At 69.8% G+C, this 22505-nt stretch carries 26 protein-coding genes; 15 read left to right on the plus strand and 11 right to left on the minus strand.

From position 1 onward, the window contains the following. Positions 1-177 precede the first annotated feature (177 nt). Positions 178-1818 carry an AMP-binding protein gene (locus H8R17_RS37170; RefSeq protein ID WP_187827622.1) on the plus strand — a complete coding sequence of 547 codons (1641 nt, stop codon included), beginning with the start codon at positions 178-180 and terminating at the stop codon, positions 1816-1818. Between the two features lie 159 nt (positions 1819-1977). Here H8R17_RS37170 and H8R17_RS49530 read toward each other — a convergent pair whose 3' ends face one another. The 3 genes from H8R17_RS49530 to H8R17_RS37180 form a co-directional block, all read right to left on the minus strand. After that, entirely contained in the window at positions 1978-2121 is a 144-nt protein-coding gene (locus H8R17_RS49530) for an FCD domain-containing protein (protein WP_399477790.1), read from the minus strand. Positions 2122-2138: 17 nt separating this feature from the next. Beyond that, the gene (locus H8R17_RS37175) at positions 2139-2549 is read right to left on the minus strand and encodes a GntR family transcriptional regulator (protein WP_399477792.1); all 411 of its coding nucleotides are present in this window, start codon (positions 2547-2549) and stop codon (positions 2139-2141) included. Between the two features lie 135 nt (positions 2550-2684). Further along, positions 2685-3368 (minus strand): 4-carboxy-4-hydroxy-2-oxoadipate aldolase/oxaloacetate decarboxylase, encoded by a 684-nt coding sequence (locus H8R17_RS37180; RefSeq protein WP_187827623.1) that lies wholly within the window; start codon positions 3366-3368, stop codon positions 2685-2687. A gap of 119 nt (positions 3369-3487) precedes the next feature. On the opposite strand from H8R17_RS37180, the gene H8R17_RS37185 reads away from it, so the two are divergent. From H8R17_RS37185 to H8R17_RS37230, 10 genes are all read left to right on the plus strand, one after another. Beyond that, positions 3488-4237, plus strand: coding sequence for a PIG-L deacetylase family protein (locus tag H8R17_RS37185; protein WP_187827624.1), 750 nt, complete (start codon positions 3488-3490; stop codon positions 4235-4237). Next, positions 4234-4563: a hypothetical protein gene (locus H8R17_RS37190; RefSeq protein WP_187827625.1), complete on the plus strand. Its 330-nt coding sequence runs from the start codon at positions 4234-4236 to the stop codon at positions 4561-4563. Before H8R17_RS37185 ends, H8R17_RS37190 begins: the two co-directional genes overlap by 4 nt. Positions 4564-4699: 136 nt before the next feature. Beyond that, positions 4700-5722, plus strand: coding sequence for a PDR/VanB family oxidoreductase (locus H8R17_RS37195; RefSeq protein WP_187827626.1), 1023 nt, complete (start codon positions 4700-4702; stop codon positions 5720-5722). Positions 5723-5769: 47 nt separating this feature from the next. Further along, positions 5770-6816 (plus strand): aromatic ring-hydroxylating dioxygenase subunit alpha, encoded by a 1047-nt coding sequence (locus H8R17_RS37200; RefSeq protein WP_187827627.1) that lies wholly within the window; start codon positions 5770-5772, stop codon positions 6814-6816. Then, positions 6813-7529 (plus strand): alpha/beta hydrolase, encoded by a 717-nt coding sequence (locus H8R17_RS37205; protein ID WP_187827628.1) that lies wholly within the window; start codon positions 6813-6815, stop codon positions 7527-7529. The genes H8R17_RS37200 and H8R17_RS37205 overlap by 4 nt, the downstream gene beginning before the upstream one ends. Positions 7530-7549: 20 nt before the next feature. Then, the gene (locus H8R17_RS37210; RefSeq protein ID WP_187827629.1) at positions 7550-7831 is read left to right on the plus strand and encodes a muconolactone Delta-isomerase family protein; all 282 of its coding nucleotides are present in this window, start codon (positions 7550-7552) and stop codon (positions 7829-7831) included. Continuing rightward, positions 7828-8208: an SDR family NAD(P)-dependent oxidoreductase gene (locus H8R17_RS37215; RefSeq protein WP_187827630.1), complete on the plus strand. Its 381-nt coding sequence runs from the start codon at positions 7828-7830 to the stop codon at positions 8206-8208. Before H8R17_RS37210 ends, H8R17_RS37215 begins: the two co-directional genes overlap by 4 nt. 62 nt (positions 8209-8270) lie before the next feature. Continuing rightward, a complete protein-coding gene (gene ligA, locus H8R17_RS37220; RefSeq protein WP_187827631.1) occupies positions 8271-8627 on the plus strand; it encodes a protocatechuate 4,5-dioxygenase subunit alpha in 357 nt (118 codons plus the stop codon). 1 nt (position 8628) lies between these two features. Beyond that, positions 8629-9474, plus strand: a complete 846-nt coding sequence (locus H8R17_RS37225; RefSeq protein ID WP_316959645.1) for a class III extradiol dioxygenase subunit beta — start codon at positions 8629-8631, stop codon at positions 9472-9474. A 20-nt stretch (positions 9475-9494) separates the two neighbouring features. Beyond that, positions 9495-9887, plus strand: a complete 393-nt coding sequence (locus H8R17_RS37230) for a hypothetical protein (protein WP_187827633.1) — start codon at positions 9495-9497, stop codon at positions 9885-9887. Positions 9888-10231: 344 nt separating this feature from the next. On the opposite strand, the gene H8R17_RS37235 is transcribed toward H8R17_RS37230, so the two are convergent. Beyond that, a complete protein-coding gene (locus H8R17_RS37235; RefSeq protein ID WP_187827634.1) occupies positions 10232-11620 on the minus strand; it encodes a cystathionine beta-synthase in 1389 nt (462 codons plus the stop codon). A 149-nt stretch (positions 11621-11769) separates the two neighbouring features. Between H8R17_RS37235 and H8R17_RS37240 the strand changes: the two genes are divergently transcribed. The 3 genes from H8R17_RS37240 to H8R17_RS37250 all read left to right on the plus strand — a co-directional run bounded on the left by H8R17_RS37240 (position 11770) and on the right by H8R17_RS37250 (position 15264). Beyond that, positions 11770-12801, plus strand: coding sequence for an SGNH/GDSL hydrolase family protein (locus H8R17_RS37240; RefSeq protein ID WP_187827635.1), 1032 nt, complete (start codon positions 11770-11772; stop codon positions 12799-12801). Between the two features lie 133 nt (positions 12802-12934). After that, positions 12935-14155 carry an acetyl-CoA C-acetyltransferase gene (locus tag H8R17_RS37245; RefSeq protein WP_187827636.1) on the plus strand — a complete coding sequence of 407 codons (1221 nt, stop codon included), beginning with the start codon at positions 12935-12937 and terminating at the stop codon, positions 14153-14155. 296 nt (positions 14156-14451) lie between these two features. Then, positions 14452-15264, plus strand: a complete 813-nt coding sequence (locus H8R17_RS37250; RefSeq protein WP_187827637.1) for a hypothetical protein — start codon at positions 14452-14454, stop codon at positions 15262-15264. 95 nt (positions 15265-15359) lie between these two features. Here H8R17_RS37250 and H8R17_RS37255 read toward each other — a convergent pair whose 3' ends face one another. Continuing rightward, positions 15360-15671, minus strand: coding sequence for a hypothetical protein (locus tag H8R17_RS37255; RefSeq protein WP_316959643.1), 312 nt, complete (start codon positions 15669-15671; stop codon positions 15360-15362). A gap of 101 nt (positions 15672-15772) precedes the next feature. Between H8R17_RS37255 and H8R17_RS37260 the strand changes: the two genes are divergently transcribed. Next, positions 15773-16000, plus strand: a complete 228-nt coding sequence (locus tag H8R17_RS37260; protein WP_187827638.1) for a DUF4287 domain-containing protein — start codon at positions 15773-15775, stop codon at positions 15998-16000. Positions 16001-16097: 97 nt separating this feature from the next. Here H8R17_RS37260 and H8R17_RS37265 read toward each other — a convergent pair whose 3' ends face one another. From H8R17_RS37265 to H8R17_RS37290, 6 genes are all read right to left on the minus strand, one after another. Then, positions 16098-17009 (minus strand): Bax inhibitor-1/YccA family protein, encoded by a 912-nt coding sequence (locus H8R17_RS37265; RefSeq protein WP_187827639.1) that lies wholly within the window; start codon positions 17007-17009, stop codon positions 16098-16100. A 214-nt stretch (positions 17010-17223) separates the two neighbouring features. Further along, on the minus strand, positions 17224-18450 hold the full coding sequence (locus H8R17_RS37270) for a 4-hydroxybenzoate 3-monooxygenase (RefSeq protein ID WP_187827640.1): 1227 nt from the start codon (positions 18448-18450) through the stop codon (positions 17224-17226). A gap of 154 nt (positions 18451-18604) precedes the next feature. Next, positions 18605-19825: an RNA-guided endonuclease TnpB family protein gene (locus H8R17_RS37275; protein WP_187827641.1), complete on the minus strand. Its 1221-nt coding sequence runs from the start codon at positions 19823-19825 to the stop codon at positions 18605-18607. Continuing rightward, positions 19822-20250 (minus strand): IS200/IS605 family transposase, encoded by a 429-nt coding sequence (gene tnpA / locus H8R17_RS37280; RefSeq protein WP_187827651.1) that lies wholly within the window; start codon positions 20248-20250, stop codon positions 19822-19824. Before tnpA ends, H8R17_RS37275 begins: the two co-directional genes overlap by 4 nt. Before the next feature lie 549 nt (positions 20251-20799). Beyond that, positions 20800-21756: a thiopeptide-type bacteriocin biosynthesis protein gene (locus H8R17_RS37285; protein ID WP_187827642.1), complete on the minus strand. Its 957-nt coding sequence runs from the start codon at positions 21754-21756 to the stop codon at positions 20800-20802. 13 nt (positions 21757-21769) lie between these two features. Then, positions 21770-22345 carry a lanthionine synthetase LanC family protein gene (locus H8R17_RS37290; RefSeq protein ID WP_316959646.1) on the minus strand — a complete coding sequence of 192 codons (576 nt, stop codon included), beginning with the start codon at positions 22343-22345 and terminating at the stop codon, positions 21770-21772. Positions 22346-22505 lie beyond the last annotated feature (160 nt).

The following is a 22505-nucleotide window of genomic DNA, read 5'->3' on the forward strand; positions in this document are numbered from 1 at the left end:
GCCCTCGCCAGCGCGGCAGGACTCACCCACCCACCGGAGATCAAGACAGCGAGTTATTAATCGGCAAGCCCTAACTACACGGCATTGGCGCTAGTCCCTCAGACATCCACGGGGCGCCCGGGCCGTGTGCCCGGCCGTGCGGTCTGCCCATGCCCCGAGGACGAGGAGGTCTGAGGTATGGACGTGTCCATCGGCACGATCTGGGAGGCGGTCTCCCGGGCCCTGCCCGATGCCGTCGCCATCACCGAGCCCGGACGTGACACCACCTACCGGGAGTTCGACGAGCGCGCGTCACGACTGGCCGCCGCGCTGGAAGTGGCCGGGGTGCGCGAGGGCGACACCGTGGCCTGCTACCTGTTCAACGGTTCCGCCTACCTGGAGACGGTCTTCGCCGCCTTCAAGCTCGGCGCCGTGCCGGTGAACGCCAACTACCGCTACACCGGTGAGGAGCTCTCCGAACTCCTCACCGACGCCGACGCCGCGGCGGTCGTCTTCAGCGGTGCCCTGGCCGACCGGGTCACGCACGCCGCCGGTCACGTACGCACGCTGAAGCTGCTCGTGCGGGTGGGCGAGCCGCCGGCCGAGGGCCCGGCCGGGCCTGACGTACCCGCGCTGGAGGCGCTGCTCGCGGCGCACGCACCGCGCGAGCCGCAACCAAGGCCCGGCTCGGACCGGCTCTTCATGTACACCGGCGGGACCACGGGCAAGCCGAAGGGCGTGATCTGGCGGCTGAGCGATCTGCTGCACTCCCTGGTGGTCCCGGTCTTCCACCCGCTCGGTGTCACCGAGCTTCCCGCGACCCTCCACGAGGCCGTGGCCGTCGCCCTCAAGGCACACCACGAGGGCAGCGCCCCGACCACCATGCCCGTCGTGCCACTCATGCACGCCACCGGGCTGTTCAACACCATGGGCGCCCTGATGACAGGAGGCCGGGCGGTCACTGCCCGGCCGGGCGGCCTCGACCCGCAGAGCGTCTGGCGCACGATCGCCGAGCAGCGGGTCGGCACCGCCATCGTCGCCGGCAACGCCGTCACCCGCCCGCTCGTCGACGAGCTCCTGCGGGTGGAACGGGCCGGGACGCCGCACGACCTGCGCTCGCTGCGCCAGATGATCAGCTCCGGCACCGCGCTCAGCGATTCCCTCAAGAGGGCCCTGCACGAGCGTGCCGAGGTCACGATCGTCGAAGCCATCGCGTCGAGTGAAGGAGGCCCGTTCGCCTTCGCGATCACCTCCTCGGTGGAGGACCTGCCCTCCCGCTTCCGCCCCGTGCCCGCGACGCGGGTGATCGGAGCCGGCGACCGCTTCGTCGAACCCGGCAGTGACGAGACGGGCGTCCTCGCCTACTGCGGGCCCATGCCGCTCGGCTACTACAAGGACACCGAGAAGAGCGCGAGGACGTTCCGCACCATCGACGGGGTCCGGTACGCGATCCCCGGCGATCTCGCCAGGATCGAGGCCGACGGTGCGATCCTGTTCCTCGGACGCGGCTCGGGCGTGATCAACACCGGCGGGGAGAAGGTGCACCCGCAGGAAGTCGAGAACGTCCTGCTCTCGCACCCCGCGGTGCAGGACTGCGCCGTAGTCGGCGTCCCCGACGAGACCTGGGGAGAACGGGTGGGAGCCGTCGTGGCGGTCCCGCCCGGCACGACCCTCACCGGCGAGGAGCTGCGTGACTGGGTCCGGCGCAGCCTTGCCGGCTACAAAGTGCCGCGTTCCGTCGTCCTGACGGACTCCCTGCCGCGCACCCCGACCGGCAAACTCGAAGTCGCATGGGCCAGGAAGGCGGTCCAGGGCTCCGGCGCGGGCGACGGAACGTGACAGTCGGGTGTCAGAAGGCCGCTCTGAAACGGCCGTGGTGCCGCCGGGACGCGCCGGCGGATTCCCGGCGGCACCGCCGGTTCACGGGAGGTGTACGCCTCGGGACGTCGGCACCCGGTCAGCGGCGGCGTACGTCATGCTCTGCCGCCCTGTCAGATTTCAGCCCACGCGCTCCTGGCGGGCTTCGAGCGCCCGCAGCGCCTCCACCACGCTGGCCACGTGGTCCCGCATGGCCGCTTCGGCCTCCGCCGGGTCCCCGGCGACGATCGCCCCGATGATCCGCTGGTGCCGGGGCAGCGACACGCGAGCCCGTCCCGGCACTAGTGCCCGACCACCTGGGCCCGCAGCCGTTGGACGACCTGGTTGGCCGTCTCGTGGCCGGCGATGTCGCGCACACGGCGGTGCAGGCGGGCGTTGAGGTCGCTGTAGGCCATCAGTTCGCCGTCGGCGACCGCCTGGGCCATGTCCGCGCCGATCCCGCGCAGTTCCTCGGTCTGCGCAGGGCCGGCCCGCTCCGCCGCACGAGCGGCGATCAGGCCTTCCAGGACCATCCGCACCTCCGTCACCTCGACCGCCTCGGCGAAGGAGGTCTCCCGTACGCGGGCGCCGCGGTTGCGCTGGATCTCGACCAGGCCCTCCACCGCCGGCTGCTGGAGTGCCGGCCGGACGCCGGAGCGGCTGGCGCCGAACCGTTCGCACAGGTCCGCCTCGATCAGGCGCTGTCGCGGCACCTAGTCACCACGCAACAGCGCGGCCCGGATCGCATCGGTGACGTCGGTTCCAGCAGAAGTGCGCACAGTGCTCACAGTTCTCAGTCACCATCCACCACAGGTCCAGGTCGGGAAGATCGTCGAGAAGGCCGGCGGTCAGTCCTGATAGGTGACGCCCAGTTCGGCGAGCCTGGCACGCAGTCCGTAGTAGTCGACGCCCAGCGTCCCGGAGCGCAGGACCTCCCTGGTGGTGGCCTCCTTGGCGATCCGCTTCTCGGCGAGCTGTGCGGCCTCCTCCGCCTCGGCGAGGGGCACCACGACCACGCCGTCGTCGTCGGCGACCACGACGTCACCGGGCGAGACGGTCACCCCGCCGAGCGTCACGGGCACGTTGACCGAACCCGGGGACGCCTTCACCGTGCCCTGGGCGGACACCGACCTGGCCCAGACGTGGAACCCCATCTCCCGCAGCTCGGCGGTGTCACGCACACCGGCCGCCGTGACGAGGCCGATGACGCCCCGAGCGGCGAGGGAGGCCGCCAGCAGTTCGCCGAACATGCCGTCCGTGGACGGCGAGGTGGTCGTCACCACGAGGATGTCCCCGGGCCGGCAGACCTCGACGGCGGCGTGGATCATCAGGTTGTCCCCCGGATGGGAGCTGACCGTCACCGCCGGGCCGGCGACGCGCACGTTCTGCTGGTTCGGCTCGAGACCGGTTCCCGCGAAGCCACGGCGGCCGATGGCCTCGTGGACGGTGGACACCCCCGCCTGCGCGAGCCGGTCGACGACGTCGGTGGCGGGCCGGTCGATGTTCCTCATGACGACATGACGATTCGGCATGTCTCCTCCGGGCTGCAGGGCTGGTGTCAGAAGAATTACCTACGTCAGCACTATTGTCAACAATTATGTTGGCTATATGCTGACTCCAGGCGTCCCTCCCCTCGATCCAAGGAATCCTCATGGCCCACGACACCCCCACTCCGCCCGAAGGTGCGCTGCTGGTCGTCAGCGCGCACGCCGGCGACTTCGTCTGGCGGGCCGGCGGCGCCATCGCGCTGGCCGCCGGACGCGGTCAGCGTGCGAAGGTGCTGTGCCTCAGCTTCGGCGAGCGCGGCGAGTCCGCCCGCGCCTGGCGGGACGGCCTGTGCCTCGACGAGATCAAGGAGCTGCGCCGCACGGAGGCCTCGAACGCCGCGGCCGCGCTGGGTGCGGAGATCGAGTTCCTGGACACCGGGGACTATCCGCTGCTGGAGACACCCGAGTTGGTGGACCACATCGTTAACGTGTGCCGGGAGGTGAACCCCGCGGTCGTCCTCACCCACACCCTCGCCGACCCCTACAACGGCGACCACCCGGCCGCCGCCCGCATGGCGCTCCAGGCCCGCGTACTCGCCCAGGCGGTCGGCTACGACGCGCCCGGCGAACCGCTCGGCGCTCCCCCGGTGTTCTTCTTCGAGCCGCACCAACCCGAGCAGTGCGACTTCAAGCCGAACGTCCTGCTGGACATCACGTCGGTCTTCGACAAGAAGCGCAAGGCCATGGAGTGTCTGGCGGCCCAGCAGCACATGTGGGACTACTACACCGACCTCGCCAAGCGGCGCGGCGTACAGCTCAAGCGCAACGCCGGCCCCAACCTCGGCCTCTCGCACGCGACCATGGCCGAGGCGTACGTACGGCTCTACCCGCAGACGACCGGGGTGCTGGCATGACGGCGCCGCCCGGGACCGGTGGCCGCGGGACCACGCACATCTGGGTTCCGTTCCGCGACATGTCCCTCTACGTGGACTTCGCGAACGAGATCGCGGACGGGACGGAGGAAACCGCCCGGACGCCAGATCACCGGAGCCTGCTGGCCACTGCCGGCCCTGAGGACGGCATCACGTGCGACGACCGCTACGGAACACCGATGTGGCGCATCGACGTCCGGCGGCTGCACGCCGTGGTCGAAGCCCTCTGGAGCGAGGACCGCCAGGTGCGGATCCACCTCGACCAGTCGCCGCGGCCCGGTCGGGACACCGGCATGCGCGACGGATGACGTAGTCCGTGCCAGGACCATACGCCGCCCCGATCCGGTCATTCGAGCGATGACCTGCTCGTTCCCCGGTGGCTAGCGTCAGTTACGGCCGCCGATCCGCGGCGGGAGTGGTCCGCGAAACGACCGTGCCGAGGAGATGACGAACGTGACGAGCCCATCAGCCGCCGCCCCGGACACGCGCACTCTCGGTACCACCGGCGCCGGGTTCGAGGGCACCGTCACCGTACTGACGCGGCGGACGGTGGCGGACGATGTCGTGTCACTGGAGCTCGCACCACGCTCCGGTGACGACGGAGCGCTGCCGTCCTGGCAGCCGGGAGCGCACATCGACGTCCTCCTGCCCACGGGTGTCACCCGGCAGTACTCGCTGTGCGGCCCGGCACGGGACACGGCCCGGTGGCGCATCGCGGTGCTGCGGGAGCCAGCTGGACGCGGCGGTTCCCAGTGGATCCACGACAGCGCCCACGAGGGCGGCGAACTCACGGTGCGCGGTCCCCGCAACAACTTCCCCCTGCACACCGCCCCGAGGTACCTGTTCGTCGGCGGCGGCATCGGCATCACCCCGCTGCTCCCGATGATCGCCGAGGCCGCGGCCACGGGGGCCGAGTGGTCCCTGCTCTACGGCGGCCGCAGCCGCACGTCCATGGCGTTCCTGCCCGAGCTGGAGCGCTACGGCGAGCAGGTGACCGTGCGCCCGCAGGACGAGTACGGGCTGCTCGACCTCGCCGGCTTCCTCGGCGATCCCGACCCGTCCGCCCTGGTGTACTGCTGCGGTCCGGCCGGACTGATCGACGCGGTCGAGGCGTACTGCGCCACGTGGCCGACCGGGGCGCTGAATGTCGAGCGGTTCGCCGCGGCGGGCGGGCAGGTGCCCGCCGGCGGTACGGCCGAGCAGCCGGTCGAGGTGGAGCTGCGGTCGTCCGGGGTGACGCTGACCGTGCCGCCTGAGCTGTCGGTCCTCAAGGCCGTGGAGCAGGCGGGCGTTTCGGTCCTGTCCTCCTGCGAGGAGGGCATCTGCGGCTCGTGCGAGACCGCCGTCCTGGAGGGCGAGGTCGAGCACCGCGACTCACTGCTCACCGAGGACGAACGGGCCGCCAACGACACGATGCTCATCTGTGTATCCCGTGCCCGCAGCGGCCGCCTCGTCCTGGACCTCTGACCGGACTACTGATCCGACTGGACCTCTGAAAGGAAAAAAGACCCGCCATGCTGACACAGCACGTACGCAACGGCTGGTACCTGGGAGCGTGGTCCGACGAGATCGGCCGGACCCTCAAGCAGCGCTGGATCACGGACCTCCCGGTCTGCTTCTACCGGCTTCCCGACGGAACCGTCACCGCCGTCGAGGACCGTTGCCCCCACCGCAAGTACCCGCTGTCCCTGGGGCACTTGGACGACCAGGGCATCCTCCAGTGCGACTACCACGGCTACCGCTTCGACGGCCAGGGCGTGTGCGTCGGGGTCGCCGAGCAGGCCGACCGGCCCAAGGCGGCGCTGCGCCGGTTCCCGCTGGTCGAGCGGGACGGCGTCATCTGGATCTGGCCCGGTTCCCCGGAGCTCGCCGACGAGAGCCTGCTGCCCGACACCTCGTGGCTCACCGACCCGAACTGGACGCACGTACACGGTGTGGTCCCACTGAAGGCCCGGCACCTGCTGCTGGTGGAGAACCTGCTCGACCTCACCCACGAGACGTTCCTGCACCCGACGAGCATCGGCAACGCCGCCGTCGCCGCCACCCCCATCGACGTGACCGTGGACGGCGACCGGGTCGCCTTCAGCCGCCGCATGGTCGGCATCGAGGCGCCGCCGTTCTACGAGAAGTCCTGCCGGCTGACCTCCCCGGTGGATCGCTGGCAGGACGGCGACTTCTACCCGCCGGGCATCTTCGTCCTCAACATCCGCGTCGCGGCCACCGGCACAGAGGAGCCGGAGGGCTTCCACATGAAAGTGCTGTACGGGTTGACGCCCGCGCGCGGCAACGAGACGCACGACTTCTACGCCCTGGGCCGTGACTACCTCATCGACGACGAGGAGTTGACGAGGTTCCAGCACGAGCAGCAACTAGCCGTGATGCAGGAGGACGTCGACGCCCTGGAGGCGCAGGAGGTGATGTACGCGACCGATCCGGGTGGCTCCGCCGAGTCGAGCATCAGGTCCGACCTCGCCGCGCTGCGCGGACGCCGCGCGGTGGCGAAGATGCTCGCCCGCGAACAGCAGGGCGACCTCACCCCTCGTACCAGGGCGTCCGCATGAGCGGCCGCCACGTCTTCGTACTGCTTCACGGAGCCTGGCACGGCGGCTGGGTGTGGCAGCGGGTGGCGCCGCTGCTGCGCGCGGCCGGGCACGAGGTGCACACGCCCACACTGACCGGGGTGAGCGACCGGGCCCATCTCCTCACTCCGCAGGTCGGGCTCACCACGCACATCCAGGACGTGGTGGCGCTGGTCGAGGCCCACGACGCCCGGGACGTCGTACTCGTCGGGCACAGTTACGCCGGACAGGTCGTCACCGGCGTCGCGGACCGGGTCCCGGACCGGCTGGCGAAGCGGGTTCATCTCGACGCCTTCGTGGACGCCGACGGGGACGCGGCGATCGACCTGCTGCCCGCCCAAGTCGCCGGGCACTACCGGGAGTCGGTGTCCGGCCCCGGGTTCGGCTGGCTCATCCCGGTGCGCTCGCTGAGCGTGCTCGGCGTCGAGGAACAGGCGGACCTCGACTGGCTCGGGCCGCGGCTGACCCCGCACCCGTGGCTGACGTACACCGAGCCGCTGCGGCTGACCGGCAAGGCGGACCAGGTCCCCGGTGTCTTCGTCGAATGCACCGGCTGGGTGCGGGTGTTCACCCCGCACGCCGAGCGGGCCGCCGCCCGCGGCTGGCCGGTCCACGAGATCGCCACCGGACACGAGGCCATGGTCACCGCCCCGGGCCGCCTGGCCGACCTGCTGCTGGAGATCGCGGCAGCCTGACCCCGCCGAAGGGACGCCCCGTGGAATTCCTCGTCCGTACCGAGAACACCCTGCCCCCGGAGACCCCCGACGACGTCCGCGAGTCCCTGCGCAGGGGCGAGCGCGAGCGGGCCGTGCAGCTCAGGGAGGCGGGAGTCCTCAAACGGCTGTGGCGGGTCCCGGGCCGTAACGCCACCGTCGGCCTGTACGAGGCGGCCGATCCGGCGGAGCTGCACGACGCTCTGGCCTCCCTGCCGATGTGGAAGTGGATGGACATCACCGTGGAGGCGCTGGCCACCCATCCGCAGGAGAAGGCACCATGACCGGCCAGGAGAGCCCTCGGGTCGCGGTCGTCACGGGCGCCGCCGGCGGCCTCGGTCAGGCCGTCGTCCGCAGACTGGCCACGGACGGATTCACGGTCGCCGCACTCGATGTCGCCGAACCGGACGGCACCGGTGACGTTGCGGGTGCGCGGTCGTGGCGCTGCGATGTCAGCGACCTGGCGGCCACCCGCCGGACGGTGGGCGAGGTCGCCGAGACATACGGCGGAGTCGACGTCCTCGTCAACAGCGCCGGTCTGCTGTCGGGCCGTGCGCCCCTGATGGAGGCGACCCCCGAGGAGCTGCACCGCTTCTTCGCTGTCAACGCCGTCGGCCCGCTGCTCATGGTGCAGGCGTGCGTGCCAGACGCTCGTCTGTGACGGCGGCGGGCTCCTGCACTGACCACCACAGGAGCCACCACACAGGACAGGAGAGGAACGGTATGTCCAGCAGCACACCCCAGGTCCCCGGCACCTACGTCTTCGACGCCGCCGAGAGCCGCCGCGGACGGGCACTGAACCAGCTCTGCGGGTCCCTGAAGTACGCCGGGAACCGTGCGAGGTTCAAGGCCGACGAAACCGCGTACTGCGCGGCGTACGGCCTCACGGACGAGCAGCGGGACGCCGTTCTGCGGCGCGACTGGAACCGGATGATGGAGCTGGGCGGCTCCATCTTCTACGTCTTCAAACTCGCCATGGTCGACGGGAAGTCCATGCAGTACCTCGGCGGGGTCTTCACCGGCATGGCCCCCGAGGAGTTCGCGGAGGCGCTCAAGGCGGGAGGGCGGAGCTTTGGCTGAGGTGATATGGGGACTGGCCACCTCGCACGTACCGTCGATCGGTGCGGCCATGGACCACGGCAAGACCCACGACCCCTACTGGAAGCCGCTGTTCGACGGTTACGCGCCGGCGCGGGAGTGGATGGCCAGGCACACCCCCGATGTCGCGGTCGTCGTCTACAACGACCATGCCAACGCGCTCGATCTGAGTGTCACGCCGACCTTCGCGATCGGCTCGGCCCCGTCGTACCAGGTGGCCGACGAAGGCTGGGGCAGCCGCCCCGTGCCGACCGTCACCGGCGCCCCGGAGTTCTCCGACCACCTCGTCAGGAGCCTGATCGACGCCTCGTTCGACCTCACGGTGTACCAGGAGCTCGATGTCGACCACGGCCTGACGGTGCCCCTGTCGGTGTACTGCCCCGACCCCGGCGAGCGCTGGCCGTGCGCGGTGGTCCCCCTCCTGGTCAACGTCATCCAGTACCCGCAGCCGACCGCCGCTCGCTGCCTGGCCCTCGGCCAGGCGCTCGGCGAGGCGATCCGCGCCTGCCCCGAGGATCTCAGGGTCGCCGTCTTCGGCACCGGCGGCATGTCCCACCAACTCGCGGGCGCCCGCGCGGGGCTGATCAACCAGGACTTCGACCGGATGTTCCTCGACGCGATCGAGCACGACCCCGAGAAACTGGCCGCGCTGACGCGCGAGGACTACATCCGCGAGGCCGGCTCCGAGGGCATCGAACTCATCATGTGGCTGATCATGCGCGGCGCGCTGGGGCCGCGGATCCGCCGGGTGCACGAGACGTACCACGTGCCCGCGTCGAACACCGCGGCCGGGATGGTGTTGTTCGAGAACCTGAGCGTCCGTTCCTGACCGATGCTGCCCGGTGACTCATGCGCCTGCCGTCGTCAGCCCGGCTCGGCCATGGCCTCGGCGAAGCCGTCGAGGGCGAATCCGACGTCGAGGGGGTCGGCGTCGGAGCGCAGGACGCCCGCCTCGACCCCGGCCTTCAGCAGCGTGCTGAGCAGCAGACGACGATGGCGCGGGAGTCCCGGTCGCCGAGGTCCACGGACTCGTGGGGCGAGCGGTACGGCTTCGGGATCGTCTCCCTCGTCCTCGCGATCCCGCTGTCCGCGATCGGCGGCGCCATCGCCCACCTGCCCGGCATGCTGGTCGCCTGGCTGGGCATCGTAGGCGTCAACGTCACCCGGGCCGTCCGCACCCACCCAGGCCTGTTCGGCGGCCGCCGCGGATCCGGGAAGGACAACAACGCCTGGGAGAACTGACCGTCGGCGTGGCTGAGGCAAAAAAACAGCGGGGACCGCCGCACCCCCGTGTGACGGGGGGCGGGACGACGGCGGTCCCCGCGACGGACGCGGGCCGGCCGAAGCCCCCCGCGTCCGAGGCGTCCGTGGAGGTCCGGGAGCCGCTCCGGAGGTCCTTGACGCCGTATCGCGCCGGCCTGGGCGGGGAGCCGCTCCCGCCCTGCCGACACCCCCTAATCTGCCGGACCCGTGTTAAGCCGGTGCTGCGCGGACGTGACGCGCTCGTACCACTTCCGCGAAGTCCACGAAGATCACGTACGCCGCAAGTTCACCGCATACACCGGGAGTTCACCGGACGTTCGCCGTCACTTCCCGCCCTTGGCCAGGAAGGCCAGCAGGTCCTGCCGGGTGACCACACCGGTCGGCTTGCCCTCGACGAGGACGATCGCCGCGTCCGCCTTGCCGAGCACGGACATCAGGTCCGCGACCGGCTCACCGGAGCCGACCTGCGGCAGCGGGACGGACATGTGTCCCTCCAACGGGTCGTCGAGGGAGGCCGTCTTGCTGAACAGCGCGTCCAGCAGCTCCCGTTCCACGACCGAGCCCACGACCTCGGCGGCCATCACGTCCGGGTGACCGGCGCCCGGCTTCACCACCGGCATCTGCGAGACGCCGTACTCGCGCAGCACGTCGATGGCCTGACCGACCGTCTCCTCCGGGTGCATGTGGACGAGGGACGGGATGGCGCCGCCCTCCTTGTAGTCGAGGACGTCGCCGACGCGGGCGCTCGGGCCGGTGTCCTCCAGGAAGCCGTAGTCGGCCATCCACTCGTCGTTGAAGATCTTGCTGAGGTAACCGCGGCCGCTGTCCGGCAGCAGAACGACCACCACGTCGTCCGGCCCGAGCCGCTCGGCCACCCGCAGCGCGGCCACGACCGCCATGCCGCAGGAGCCGCCGACGAGCAGGCCCTCCTCCTTGGCCAGCCGCCGGGTCATCTGGAAGGAGTCCTTGTCGGACACGGCGACGATCTCGTCGGCGACGGTCCGGTCGTAGGCGGTCGGCCAGAAGTCCTCGCCGACGCCCTCGACGAGGTACGGCCGCCCGGAGCCGCCGGAGTACACCGAGCCCTCGGGGTCGGCGCCGATGACCTTCACCCGGCCGTCGCTGACGTCCTTCAGGTAGCGGCCGGTGCCGGAGATGGTGCCGCCGGTGCCGACGCCCGTGATGAAGTGGGTGATCTTCCCTTCCGTCTGTTCCCACAGCTCGGGGCCGGTGGAGTGGTAGTGGGAGAGCGGGTTGTTCGGGTTGGAGTACTGGTCCGGCTTCCAGGCGCCCGGCGTCTCGCGCACCAGCCGGTCGGAGACGTTGTAGTAGGAGTCAGGGTGCTCCGGATCCACCGCCGTAGGACACACGACCACTTCGGCCCCGTACGCCCGCAGCACGTTGATCTTGTCCGTGGAGACCTTGTCGGGGCACACGAAGATGCACTTGTAGCCCTTCTGCTGGGCCACGATGGCGAGCCCGACGCCGGTGTTCCCGCTGGTCGGTTCGACGATCGTGCCGCCGGGCTCGAGCTCGCCGCTCTCCTCCGCCGCCTCGATCATGCGCAGGGCGATGCGGTCCTTCACGGAACCGCCCGGGTTGAAGTACTCCACCTTGGCCAGGACGGTAGCCCTGATGCCCTTGGTCACGCTGTTGAGCCTCACCAGCGGGGTGTTGCCGACGAGGCTGATCATCGAGTCGTGAAATTGCACCGTTGTCTCCGGATGCTGCAAAAGATGTGGTCGAAGTGGTGCCGTCAGCCTACGGCCCCCAGAGGCCGTTCACTCCCCGTTGAGATTGGGCGACGGTCTGTACGGGGCAAGCAAGTGGGTGTACGGCTTCGAGGAGGTGGCGGCGACGCATGACGAGCATGTCGAGGGCGAGGGTGGCCCGGCGGATCGCGGCCGGCGCGGCGTACGGCGGCGGCGGGATCGGCCTGGCCGGCGCGGCGGCGGTCGGTGTTCTGCTGGCCGAGGTGCAGCTGGCGAAGCGGCGGGTGGGCATCGGCACGCCTCCTCGTGTGCCGAACGCGGACGGTCTGTACGACGGCACCGGCGCCGTTCCCGGTCAGCCGCCGCTGCGGCTGGTGATGCTGGGCGACTCCACGGCCGCCGGCCAGGGCGTCCACCGGGCCGGGCAGACGCCGGGCGCGCTGCTCGCGTCCGGGCTCGCGGCGGTGGCGGAACGCCCGGTGGAGCTGCGCACGGTCGCGGTGCCCGGTGCCCGCTCCGACGACCTGGACCGGCAGGTGGCGCTGGTGCTCGCGGACTCCGCCCGGGTACCCGACATCTGCGTGATCATGGTCGGCGCGAACGACGTCACCCACCGCATGCCCCCCACCCGCTCGGTCCGGCACCTGTCATCGGCGGTACGGCGGCTGCGTACAACCGGCGCGGAGGTGGTGGTGGGCACCTGCCCCGATCTCGGCACGATCGAGCCCGTCCAGCAGCCCCTGCGCTGGCTGGCCCGACGGGCCTCCCGCCAACTGGCGGCCGCCCAGACGATCGGAGTCGTCGCACAGGGCGGCCGCACGGTGTCGCTGGGCGACCTGCTGGGCCCCGAGTTCGCAGCGAACCCCCGTGAGCTGTTCGGCCCCGACAACTACCACCCCTCCACCGAGGGCTACGCGACCGCGGCCATGGCGGTCCTCCCGACCGTCTGCGCCGCCCTGGGCCTGTGGCCGGCCCAGGAGGAGCGCCCGGACGTCTCCCGCCGAGAGGGCTTCCTGCCGGTTGCTCGCGCGGCAGCCGAGGCGGCGTCCGAGGCGGGCACCGAGGTCACAGCCGCGGCGCCGACGGGCCCGAGGGGCCCATGGGCGCTGCTCAAGCGCCGTCGCCGACGCCGGGTGCCGGAACGGGAGCCGGAGCGGGAACCTACGTCACCGCCTGCTTGAAGGCCACCCGGCAAAGCAAGCGCTTAGAAAAGTGCGGCCCGTGTCACACCCGGGTACACGTGACCCGGACCATACGGCCGGGTAACTTCCCAACCAGCCCTGCACCAACCACTCGGTATGCCATGGAGCCGTGATGCCCGAAGCCGTGATCGTCTCTGCCACCCGCTCCCCCATCGGCCGCGCTCGCAAGGGCTCCCTGAAGGACGTCCGCCCGGACGACCTGACCGCCACCATCATCCAGGCCGCCCTCGCCAAGGTCCCCCAGCTGGACCCGAAGGACATCGACGACCTGATGCTGGGCTGCGGCCTCCCCGGCGGCGAGCAGGGCTTCAACCTGGGCCGCATCGTCGCCGTACAGATGGGCATGGACCACCTGCCGGGCTGCACGATCACCCGGTACTGCTCCTCCTCCCTCCAGACCTCCCGCATGGCCCTGCACGCCATCAAGGCCGGCGAGGGCGACGTCTTCATCTCGGCCGGCGTCGAGATGGTCTCCCGGTACGAGAAGGGCAACTCCGACAGCCTGCCCGACACGCACAACCCCCTCTTCGCCGACGCCGAGGCCCGCACCGCCACAGTCGCCCAGACCGAGGGCTCCACCTGGCACGACCCGCGCGAGGACGGCGTCCTGCCCGACCCGTACATCGCGATGGGCCAGACCGCCGAGAACCTCGCCCGCGGGAAGGGCGTCACACGCCAGGAGATGGACGAGTTCGGCGTGCGGTCCCAGAACCTCGCCGAGGAGGCCATCAAGAACGGCTTCTGGGAGCGCGAGATCACCCCGGTCTCGACCCCGGACGGCACGGTCGTCAGCAAGGACGACGGCCCCCGCCCCGGCGTCACCCTGGAGGGCGTGGCCGGCCTGAAGCCGGTCTTCCGCCCGGACGGCCTGGTCACCGCAGGCAACTGCTGCCCGCTCAACGACGGCGCCGCCGCGCTCGTCATCATGAGCGACACCAAGGCCCGCGAACTCGGCCTCACCCCGCTCGCCCGGATCGTCTCCACCGGCGTCTCCGGACTGTCTCCGGAGATCATGGGCCTGGGCCCGGTCGAGGCCTCCCGGCAGGCCCTCGCCCGCGCCGGCCTGACCATCGACGACATCGACCTGGTCGAGATCAACGAGGCGTTCGCCGCCCAGGTGATCCCCTCCTACCGCGACCTGGGCATCCCGCTGGAGAAGCTGAACGTCAACGGCGGCGCCATCGCCGTAGGACACCCCTTCGGCATGACCGGCGCCCGCATCACCACCACGCTCATCAACTCCCTCCAATTCCACGACAAGCAGTTCGGCCTGGAGACGATGTGCGTCGGCGGTGGCCAGGGCATGGCCATGGTCATCGAGCGCCTCAGCTGAATCGACCGAGTCGACCGAAAGAGACCCGTTCTGGTAACGGGTGATGGACCCAGCGTGACGCATCGGCCCGGAACCCCGGAATCACGGGGTTCCGGGCCGATTTGTGATCCAAACTCCCCCAGGATGTGACCTATCTCCCTCGCCACAGGGATATGTGCAGGTCAGACCAGCCGCACCAGCACCCCCAGGACCCAAAGCCCTGTCCGTTTCGTGACGCTACGCACTGACAGCTGGATAGTCCGCCCTTCAAGCTGATGTAGGAAGTCGGGGGTCGACTTTGAACCGGGAGTACGTCAGTGAGCGCCATGCCGATCGCCCTGCTGATCACCACGGCCGCCACCGGCGCCGTGGGCGTCGCGGTCCTGCGCAGCATCATGGTGCTGCGCCGACAGGTCGCGGCCCTGCACACCGAGCTCGCCGAGAACCGCGCCGCCACCGCCCAGGGACTCGTCCCCAAGGCCCGCACCGCCGCCGACGCCGACGAGATACGCGCCGCGGTGGCCGAGGCGCTCGCCGAGGAACGCGAGCGTGAGCTCGCCGAGGCGCGGGCGTTCTGGGCCGCCCAGGAGGCCCGTGACGCCGCGGACACGCCCACTCTGCTGGGTCTGTCCGACAGCGACCTGTTCCTGCCCCGTCAGGCCGATTTCGCGGGCCTGGAGCCACTGGAGCCGGTGACCGAGCCCGGCCCCGAGACCGACGACACCCTCGCTGGGGGTGCCCCCTCTGGGGGAGACTCTCCGGAACTGGCCGCGGCCCGCCGCCGCCACCCCTCGCACCCCGACTTCGTTCCACACCCGTCACCGGTCGTGAACGACCACGAGCGCACGGTGGCCACCCTCGAGGAACTGGCCACCGCCCGAGTCGAACTCGCCGACGTCCGCCCGGGCCCCCTCGGCACCCTCGACGTCTACGTCTTCGCCGACGGCACCACCCTGTGCCTGACCCCCGGCCACCGCGAAACCGCCGACCGCCTGGCGGCAGCCCTGCACGCAGGCGAAACCCCCACCCTCCTCGGCGGCTCAGGCATCTCCGGCGCCTACACCCTGACCTTCCAGTGCGGCAGGGAAAACGTCTACATCCTGGCGGATCGCGTCATAGCGTCCCTGTAGGAAAGCGCCCCGTAAGGGGCGCGGGGCTGTATCAATATGCGGCTCCGCCGCGTGGGCGCGAGTGGCCACACCCCACCCGCAGCCGCTGACGACCCTCAAACCCCCGCCCTCTTCCGCGCCTCCTCAACCAACCGCACAGCCTCCCCCACCTCATCGTCGGTCGTGACCACAAGCGCCAGATCATGCCCCGCAACAGTCACCTGATCCGCGGCCGCAAACATCCCCGCATCCGGCATCTCCCGAGGCTCACCCCCCGGCGCCTCCAGAACCTGCGCCCACTGAGCCAACTCCCTGGCCAGCGCCAGCGCCTCCGCGGCAGCGCCCCGCTGCAACCGACTCTGCGGCGCCGCCCTCAACCGGTCGGCAAAGTGATCCACGGCCTGCGTCAGTCGCGTCGTATCCACCACGCCCCGACCCTACGCACCGCACCGGGACTGTTGCCAACAGGCGAACACTCAGGCACCGTGACCTGAAGGACCGGCTTACACCCCAGCGTCCGGAGGCGCCGATGTCCCAAGTCTTCTCCGAGGAGACCCATCGCAATCTGCTCGCCCGCATCCCCCACTGCACCGGTCGTGAAATCTCCGACTGGATCCGCACCGTCGAAGAAGGCCCTGCTCTCTTTCGCTTCGAGGAGAAGGTCAGCTGGCTCCGGCACGAGCACAACCTCGCGTACGGCCACGCCAAGGCGATCATCCACGAGTACGACTTGAGGAGGGCCGCGCGAAGGCTCTAGGCACGCACCGCCTGGACGACGAAGGGCCCCGGCCGAAGCCGGGGCCCATTCGCCTGCAACCGAATCCGTACGACCGTCCGCGGACGACCGGCGGAGACTAGTCGCTGCTGTTGAGGATCGCGATGATCCGCAGGAACTCCAGGTAGATCCACACCAGTGTCAGCGTCAGGCCGAAGGCCGCCAGCCACGCCTCCTCGCGCGGCGCGCCGTACGCGATGCCGTCCTCGACCTGCTTGAAGTCCAGGGCGAGGAAGCAGGCGCCGAGGATGACACCGATGACGCCGAAGACGACACCGAGCGCACCGCTGCGGAAGCCGAGGCCGTCACCGCCGCCGAAGACCGCGAACAGCAGGTTCACCATCATCAGCAGGATGAAGCCGAGCGCCGCCGCCATCACGAAGCCGTAGAAGCGTCGGTTGACGCGGATCCAGCCGGCCTTGTAGGCCACCAGCACACCGACGAAGACCGCCATCGTGCCGAGCACGGCCTGCATGGCCGCGCCGCTGGCGATGCGGTTGTCGACGACGCTGGAGATGACGCCGAGGAAGACACCCTCGAACGCCGCGTACGACAGGATCAGCGCAGGCGAGGCCTTGCGCTTGAAGGCCTGTACGAACGCCAAAACCATGCCGATCAGCGCGGCGCCGATGCCAATGCCGTACGACCGGCTGAGGTTGGCGTCGTCGACGGGCAGCAGGGCCCAGGAGAGCGCGGCCGTGAGGACGAGCACGCCGAGCGTGCTGCCTGTGCGCAGGACCACGTCGTCGATCGTCATCCGGCCGGTGGTGACCGGTGCCTGCGGCGGCGCGCCGTGCTGCACGTCCTGTTGGGCGTACGGGTTCTGCGCGTAGGGGTTGCCGACCGGCTGGGCGTAGGGGTTGCCCTGCGCGTACGGGTTGCCCTGCGTGGCGACGGCGGGTCCCCCGGCCTGCGGCGCGGTGTTGAAGCCCGCGTAGCCGCTGTCGCGGCTGAACCCCCGTCGCGAGAAGACCGGGTTTCTGCTCCTCATTTCACTCCTCCATGGCCGCACTGGCTGGGCCTTGGCTCAAGAGTAATGGAACGGCAAAGGATTGACCCTAGTGCTTGTGGAGGATCTTTCCCTCGCCGTGGTGCGCAACACGCTACGCGTGTCCTTGATTCCCTGCACCGGAGGGGGTCATTCATGACCAACCTGCGACGCGTCCGGAACCAGTCGGAGACCATCAGCTTACGCCGACTGTACGTCACCCGAACGGGAAGCCCGTGTAGCCCTCGGCCAGGTCGGTCGCGGCGGCGCGTGAGGAGGTGAGCCGCTCCAGGCGGGCGAGCTGGAGGCGGTCCTCGAACGGCGTGGCGCCGGGGGCGCGGTGCAGCAGCGTCGTCATGTCGTACGAGAACCGCTCGGCCTGCCAGACGCGGCGCAGGCAGGTCTCGGAGTAGGCGTCGAGCAGCTCGGACGAGCCGGTCTCCTTCTCGTACGCCAGTGCCCGCGCGAAGGTGACGACGTCCCCGACGGCGAGGTTGAGGCCCTTGGCGCCGGTCGGCGGCACGATGTGCGCCGCGTCGCCGGCGAGGAAGAGGCGGCCGTACCGCATGGGTTCGTGGACGTAGGAGCGCATGGGCGTGACCGACTTGTGGGTGATGGGGCCGCGTTGCAGTCTCCAGTCGTCGGCCGTTTCGAAGCGGCACTGCAATTCGTCCCAAATCTTCTCTTCGCCCCACTCATTGGCATCCGTGCCCTCGGGCACCTGGAGGTAGAGGCGGGAGACGAAGGATTCCATAGGGAGCGAAGCGACTTCCCTGGAAGGGTGGTGGCGGGAGACGGGCGGACGCATGGAGAGGAGGGCGAAGCCGCGGTCGTGGCGGGCGTAGACCAACTCGTCGTGCGAGGGCGGTACGTCGGCGAGGATGCCGAGCCAGCCGAAGGGGTACGTCCGCTCGAAGACCCGGGTGAGTTCGGCGGGGATCGTCTTGCGGGCGACGCCCCAGAACCCGTCGCAGCCGACGACGTACTCGCAGTCGAGGACGTCCTCGCGGCCCTCGTGACGGAAGCGGATGCGCGGGCGGTCGGTGCCGGCGTCCTCGACGGCCAGGGCCTCGGCCTCGAAGAGCAGCGGGCCGCCCTCCTTGAGCTGGAGGGCGATGAGGTCCTTGCAGACCTCGGTCTGGGCGTAGACCGTCACGGACTTACCGCCGGTGAGGGCGGGGAAGTCGACGCGGTGGCGCCGTTTTGCGAACCGCAGTTCGATGCCGTCGTGGCGCAGCCCCTCGCGGTCCATGCGCTCGCCGACGCCGGCCGCGCGCAGTACGTCCGCGGTCCCCTGCTCCAGGATCCCGGCGCGTTGCCGCCGCTCGACGTAGGCGCGGTCGCGGCTCTCCAGGACGGCCGAGTCGATGCCGGCGCCCAGCAGCAGCCGGGCGAGCAGGAGGCCGGCGGGGCCGGCTCCGATGATGCCGACGGTGGTGCGCATCGGGCGTTCCCTTCCGCTGTTCGTCTGGTGAAATTTCTTTCACCTCTTGCTGACGTGAGTCTCTGACCGCACATGTCCGCTGTCAACGGCTGTTGCGGTGAACTCTTCAGTGACTCCACCCACCGCTAAAGCGGCGGGCTTCCTGCGTCGGTGGCTAAGCATCGTCGCAGGGGACCAGCCCGGCCCTGTGCAGGACGTTCAGCGCGCCCACACGGTCTGCGTTCTCCACCAGACCGCACCGGACACACTCGAACTTCGCTTGAGTGACGCGGTTCTCCTTCGCGACGTGCCCGCATCCACCTATCTCGGGCGGGCACGTGCGGGAGGTGTTGCGGGCGTCCACTGGGATCACTCGGCGACCGGCGCTCTCAGCCTTGTTCGCCAGGATCGACAGGAACTGTCCCCAACCCGCGTCGAGGATGCTTCGGTTCAGCCCGGCCTTGGCGGCGGCGCCGTTCGGGAGGAACGCGCCGTCGTTCTCGGGGTCGGGCTTGGCTGCGGGCGCCTTGGTCATGCCCGCGGTGTTCAGCTTTTCGTGCCCGATCACGTCGTGCTCACGGACCAGGGCGAGAGCCTGCTTGTGGTGGTGGTCGAGGCGCTGCCGCCGGATCTTGGCGTGCAGCTTGGCGACCTTCCGCGCCGCAGCCCGATGCTTCTTCGTCCGGCGCTTCGTGTGCTTGGGAAACGTCGCAAGGTGCTGCTGAGCTGCCCTCAGCTGGGCGGCCATCGCGTCGAGGAACTTGGGGTTTGGGGCGTGCCCCCCGCTGGAGTCGGTGAAGAAGTGCACGGTACCCATGCCGATGCCGACGACGCTGCCTGTCTGTGGCAGGGACTCGGCGGGAACCTCGTCGCAGGCGAGGACGACGTACCAGCGGCGGCCTTCCCGCTTGATACTGATCGTCTTCACCCGGCCCTTGACGGGGCGGTGCTGGTGGACTCGGACGTGACCGATGCCTTGCAGTCGTACGCGGGTCTGGGTGTCGTGCGGGGTGGAGTCCCAGCGGCAGCCGTCCCCGTCTTTCGGGAAGGTCACGGTGTCGAAGTGTCCGACGCCCTTGAACTTGGGGTAGCCCGGCGTCAGACCAGCCTTCACCCGCTTGAAGAAGGCAGCGAATGCCGTGTCCAAACGCCTGAGCGTCGTCTGCTGGCTGGAGAACGACCAGCGGCCCTGACACTCGGGGTCGAAGGCGCGGATCTCCTTGAGCTGCGCGGACTGGTCGCCGTACTTGATGCTCGTCTTCGAGCTGTGCCGGTAGGCGTCCCGGCGTTCCTGCAGGGCGCCGTTGTAGAGCGAGCAGTGATCCCGAAGCATCTGCGTGAGTGCCTGCTCCTGGCGCACGGTCGGCCTGAGAAGGAACTTGTAGGTGCGTATCAACCCCGCGTCTCCTTGTCCTTCTTCCAGGGGCGCTCCCACTGGGTGTCGATGTACTTGTTCACCGCGTCCGCGCTGACCGCGCCGACCGAGGCTGCAAAGTACGAGGACGACCACAGCGTGGGCAGCTTCGACTTCAGGTGCGGGAACTCCGCCCGCAGCACGCGGGAGGTGAAGCCCTTGAACTGGTTCGCCACGTATGAGGCCGACGACTTCGGATCGTGTTTCACGAACAGGTGGACGTGGTCGGGCATCACCTCAAGGGCCACGATCTCCCACCCCCGTTCGTCGGCCTTCTGCCGGATCAGCTCGTCCAGGCGTTCCGCGACCCGGCCGCCGAGGACCGGACGGCGGTACTTCGGGCACCACACCACGTGGAGCCCGAGGTCGTACACGCCGCCAGAGAACCGGCGAACCTTCCTGGTCACAGTCACGCGATCAGTATACACACGCAACAGGTCTACTGCTGCTAGGAGTTGGTCACCGCGAACAGTGCAGATCCGTGCACCAAGCTGAGGTCAGAGCAGTCCAAAGAAGCCATTCCCCACCCCGCTAAAGCGGGGCGTCCCCTGGCCAGGTCCTGATGGAGGGTGCAGCCAAAGCGGCCGCCAAGTGTGGCCGCGCATGATGTCGGAAGTGCCCGGAACCGGACTTGAACCCTTATCGACCGGACACCAATCAAGCCTCTGACCTGCAACAACGCGCCCACCTGCACGGATCGCTCCCGACGCGAGCCCGCATCTCCCCGCATCTCCCCGCATCAGCCCGGATGCCAACGGCTACGTGTTCCCGTGGGAACACGGCGGGAACACCCTGAACGCGCGGTAGCTGTGACCTGCGAACCTACCCGGAGAGCCCGCCCTACCGGCCGAACTCGCCTGCCTCACCGAGCAGTCGGCCAGGATTGACCGAAATGCATCGCACACGACAATGACCCCGGCCGCCTGCAAACGACAGTGGCTCGGGCCACCTGTCAGTCAGCGGCCAAGGACCGCTTCCCGGGCGGCACGTGACCAGATGGCCTGTTGCCGGGCGGTGAAACCCATGCGGTTCCAGTGGAAGAGGACGTGCCGGGATAGGACACCGCGGAGGCCGAGCCCAAGGAGCCCGTCCCGCGCGGCATCTGCCAGGGCACGCCCCCCGTGCTCCATGCCGGTCACCCAGCACTGCAACGGCGCGAGCGAGCCGCCAGTGAGTGCAGGGCCGGCGTCGAGCATGAGTAGCTGCCGCATCGTCTCCGCCATGGCGCTGACCTTGTCGGCGGAAACGTCTTCGGGCAGCGGCCGTTTGACCTCGATCTGCCCCCACACATCGCCTTGCTCCCCCCATTCCAGCCCGGCGGCTCGCAGGAACAGGGTGGTGACGAGCAGAGAGGTGGCCTTAGCGTCGAGGGCTCCATCGGTTTCGCTGGCGGCGTGCTGATGGTAGTCGAGTACGCCAATGCTGTCGGTGTGGAACACCCGGTGAGTGATCGTCATGCCGTCTGGGCCGCCGAAAGCGACGCTCTCCGGCTCGTACAGATACGGGCACCAGTCCTTCACCACGTTCCAGGACACCGCGCTGTCGAGGGCTTCGGTTACGTGCGCGAGGACGTCCTCGGCCGGTGTGTCCGGGCTGGGGTGAACACGCAGGCGCCAGCAGGGGTACTTACGCAGGAACCACCACGCCCCAACGGGTGCACCGCGCAAGGCGGGCAGGAGGTAGGCGCGGAAGGCCCGTTCAGCGGTGGGGTAGTCGGCGAACTCGATGTTCACCTGGTGCCAGCCCTCGGGGCTGGCGTCGAGCGCAGCCCGGCCGGCGGCGCGGTACCGCTCGACCGCGGCAGCCAGCCGGGCGGGGGACGTCCCCGCTCGGCCTGCTGCGTCCGCGATCGGCAGCCCGCCGAGAACGGACCAGATGGCGTTCTCGACCGGGCTGGTGTCGTGCTCGTGCACTATGTCGTCCTCTTCAGCTCAGGAGCAGGCAGGCGTCCCAGTCGGTGATGGGCCCGGCTCCTGGTTCAGCGCTCTGGAACGCCAGGACGGCCCCGGCTTCCCCTTCAAGGAATCCGGTCTCCTCCGGCGCGTCGGCGACGAGAAAACGCTGCCTGAGCAGGGGAAGGCGGACGTTGAACGCATGCGGGGCCTCTGCGTCCTCCGCGAAGCGCTGCACCGTGCGCAGAACGCCGCCAACGCCGTGGCACAGGCCGCGATTTGAGAGCTTGTCGAGTTGGTGCGCGTCGTCCAGGCAGTACAGCAAGGCGCGCTCGGCCATCCGTTTGCGGTCCTCGTCGCCGAGGGCGATGGCGGCGAGCTGCTGTGCGCGGGCAAGGCCCGGCGTGCCGTAGCACCAGGACGGGGTGGCGGGGAGGGCGGGAGCGGGGCCGGTCGCGCTGATCCACCGAGGCCAGCGGGTTCCGCTGTGGTCGCTCTGTCGGATCCCGTCGAGCCAACGGCAGATCCGGGTCATGGCGGTGTCCTGGTCATCGACGGTGATACCGCGCCGTTTCGCAAGGGCGAGCAGAGCGAGGGGGCCGCCGATTATCTAGGGTTGTCAAGCTTCAGTGCAGACAGGCTGGTTGTGGGTGGTTCAGGGACGTCAGGCACGTGCCTTGTATGGGTGTTGACGTGCGATGCCCCCTGCGCGTGTGGGATTCGCAAGCGTGGGGCCTGGGTGACGGGCGGCCGCAGCGGCTGGTGAGGGC

It is taken from the genome of Streptomyces sp. TRM68367 (assembly GCF_014495685.1).
Lineage (GTDB): Bacteria > Actinomycetota > Actinomycetes > Streptomycetales > Streptomycetaceae > Streptomyces.

Coding starts and splice junctions, on each gene's coding strand:
- H8R17_RS37245 (WP_187827636.1), top strand. CDS start 12,935: ATGCCCGAAGCCGTGATCGTCTCTGCCACCCGCTCCCCCATCGGCCGC.
- H8R17_RS37270 (WP_187827640.1), bottom strand. CDS start 18,450: ATGCGCACCACCGTCGGCATCATCGGAGCCGGCCCCGCCGGCCTCCTG.
- H8R17_RS37170 (WP_187827622.1), top strand. CDS start 178: ATGGACGTGTCCATCGGCACGATCTGGGAGGCGGTCTCCCGGGCCCTG.
- H8R17_RS37265 (WP_187827639.1), bottom strand. CDS start 17,009: ATGAGGAGCAGAAACCCGGTCTTCTCGCGACGGGGGTTCAGCCGCGAC.
- H8R17_RS37230 (WP_187827633.1), top strand. CDS start 9,495: ATGCGCCTGCCGTCGTCAGCCCGGCTCGGCCATGGCCTCGGCGAAGCC.
- H8R17_RS37200 (WP_187827627.1), top strand. CDS start 5,770: ATGCTGACACAGCACGTACGCAACGGCTGGTACCTGGGAGCGTGGTCC.
- H8R17_RS37185 (WP_187827624.1), top strand. CDS start 3,488: ATGGCCCACGACACCCCCACTCCGCCCGAAGGTGCGCTGCTGGTCGTC.
- H8R17_RS37240 (WP_187827635.1), top strand. CDS start 11,770: ATGACGAGCATGTCGAGGGCGAGGGTGGCCCGGCGGATCGCGGCCGGC.
- H8R17_RS37215 (WP_187827630.1), top strand. CDS start 7,828: ATGACCGGCCAGGAGAGCCCTCGGGTCGCGGTCGTCACGGGCGCCGCC.
- ligA (WP_187827631.1), top strand. CDS start 8,271: ATGTCCAGCAGCACACCCCAGGTCCCCGGCACCTACGTCTTCGACGCC.
- H8R17_RS37180 (WP_187827623.1), bottom strand. CDS start 3,368: ATGCCGAATCGTCATGTCGTCATGAGGAACATCGACCGGCCCGCCACC.
- H8R17_RS37195 (WP_187827626.1), top strand. CDS start 4,700: ATGACGAACGTGACGAGCCCATCAGCCGCCGCCCCGGACACGCGCACT.
- H8R17_RS37260 (WP_187827638.1), top strand. CDS start 15,773: ATGTCCCAAGTCTTCTCCGAGGAGACCCATCGCAATCTGCTCGCCCGC.
- H8R17_RS37205 (WP_187827628.1), top strand. CDS start 6,813: ATGAGCGGCCGCCACGTCTTCGTACTGCTTCACGGAGCCTGGCACGGC.
- H8R17_RS37190 (WP_187827625.1), top strand. CDS start 4,234: ATGACGGCGCCGCCCGGGACCGGTGGCCGCGGGACCACGCACATCTGG.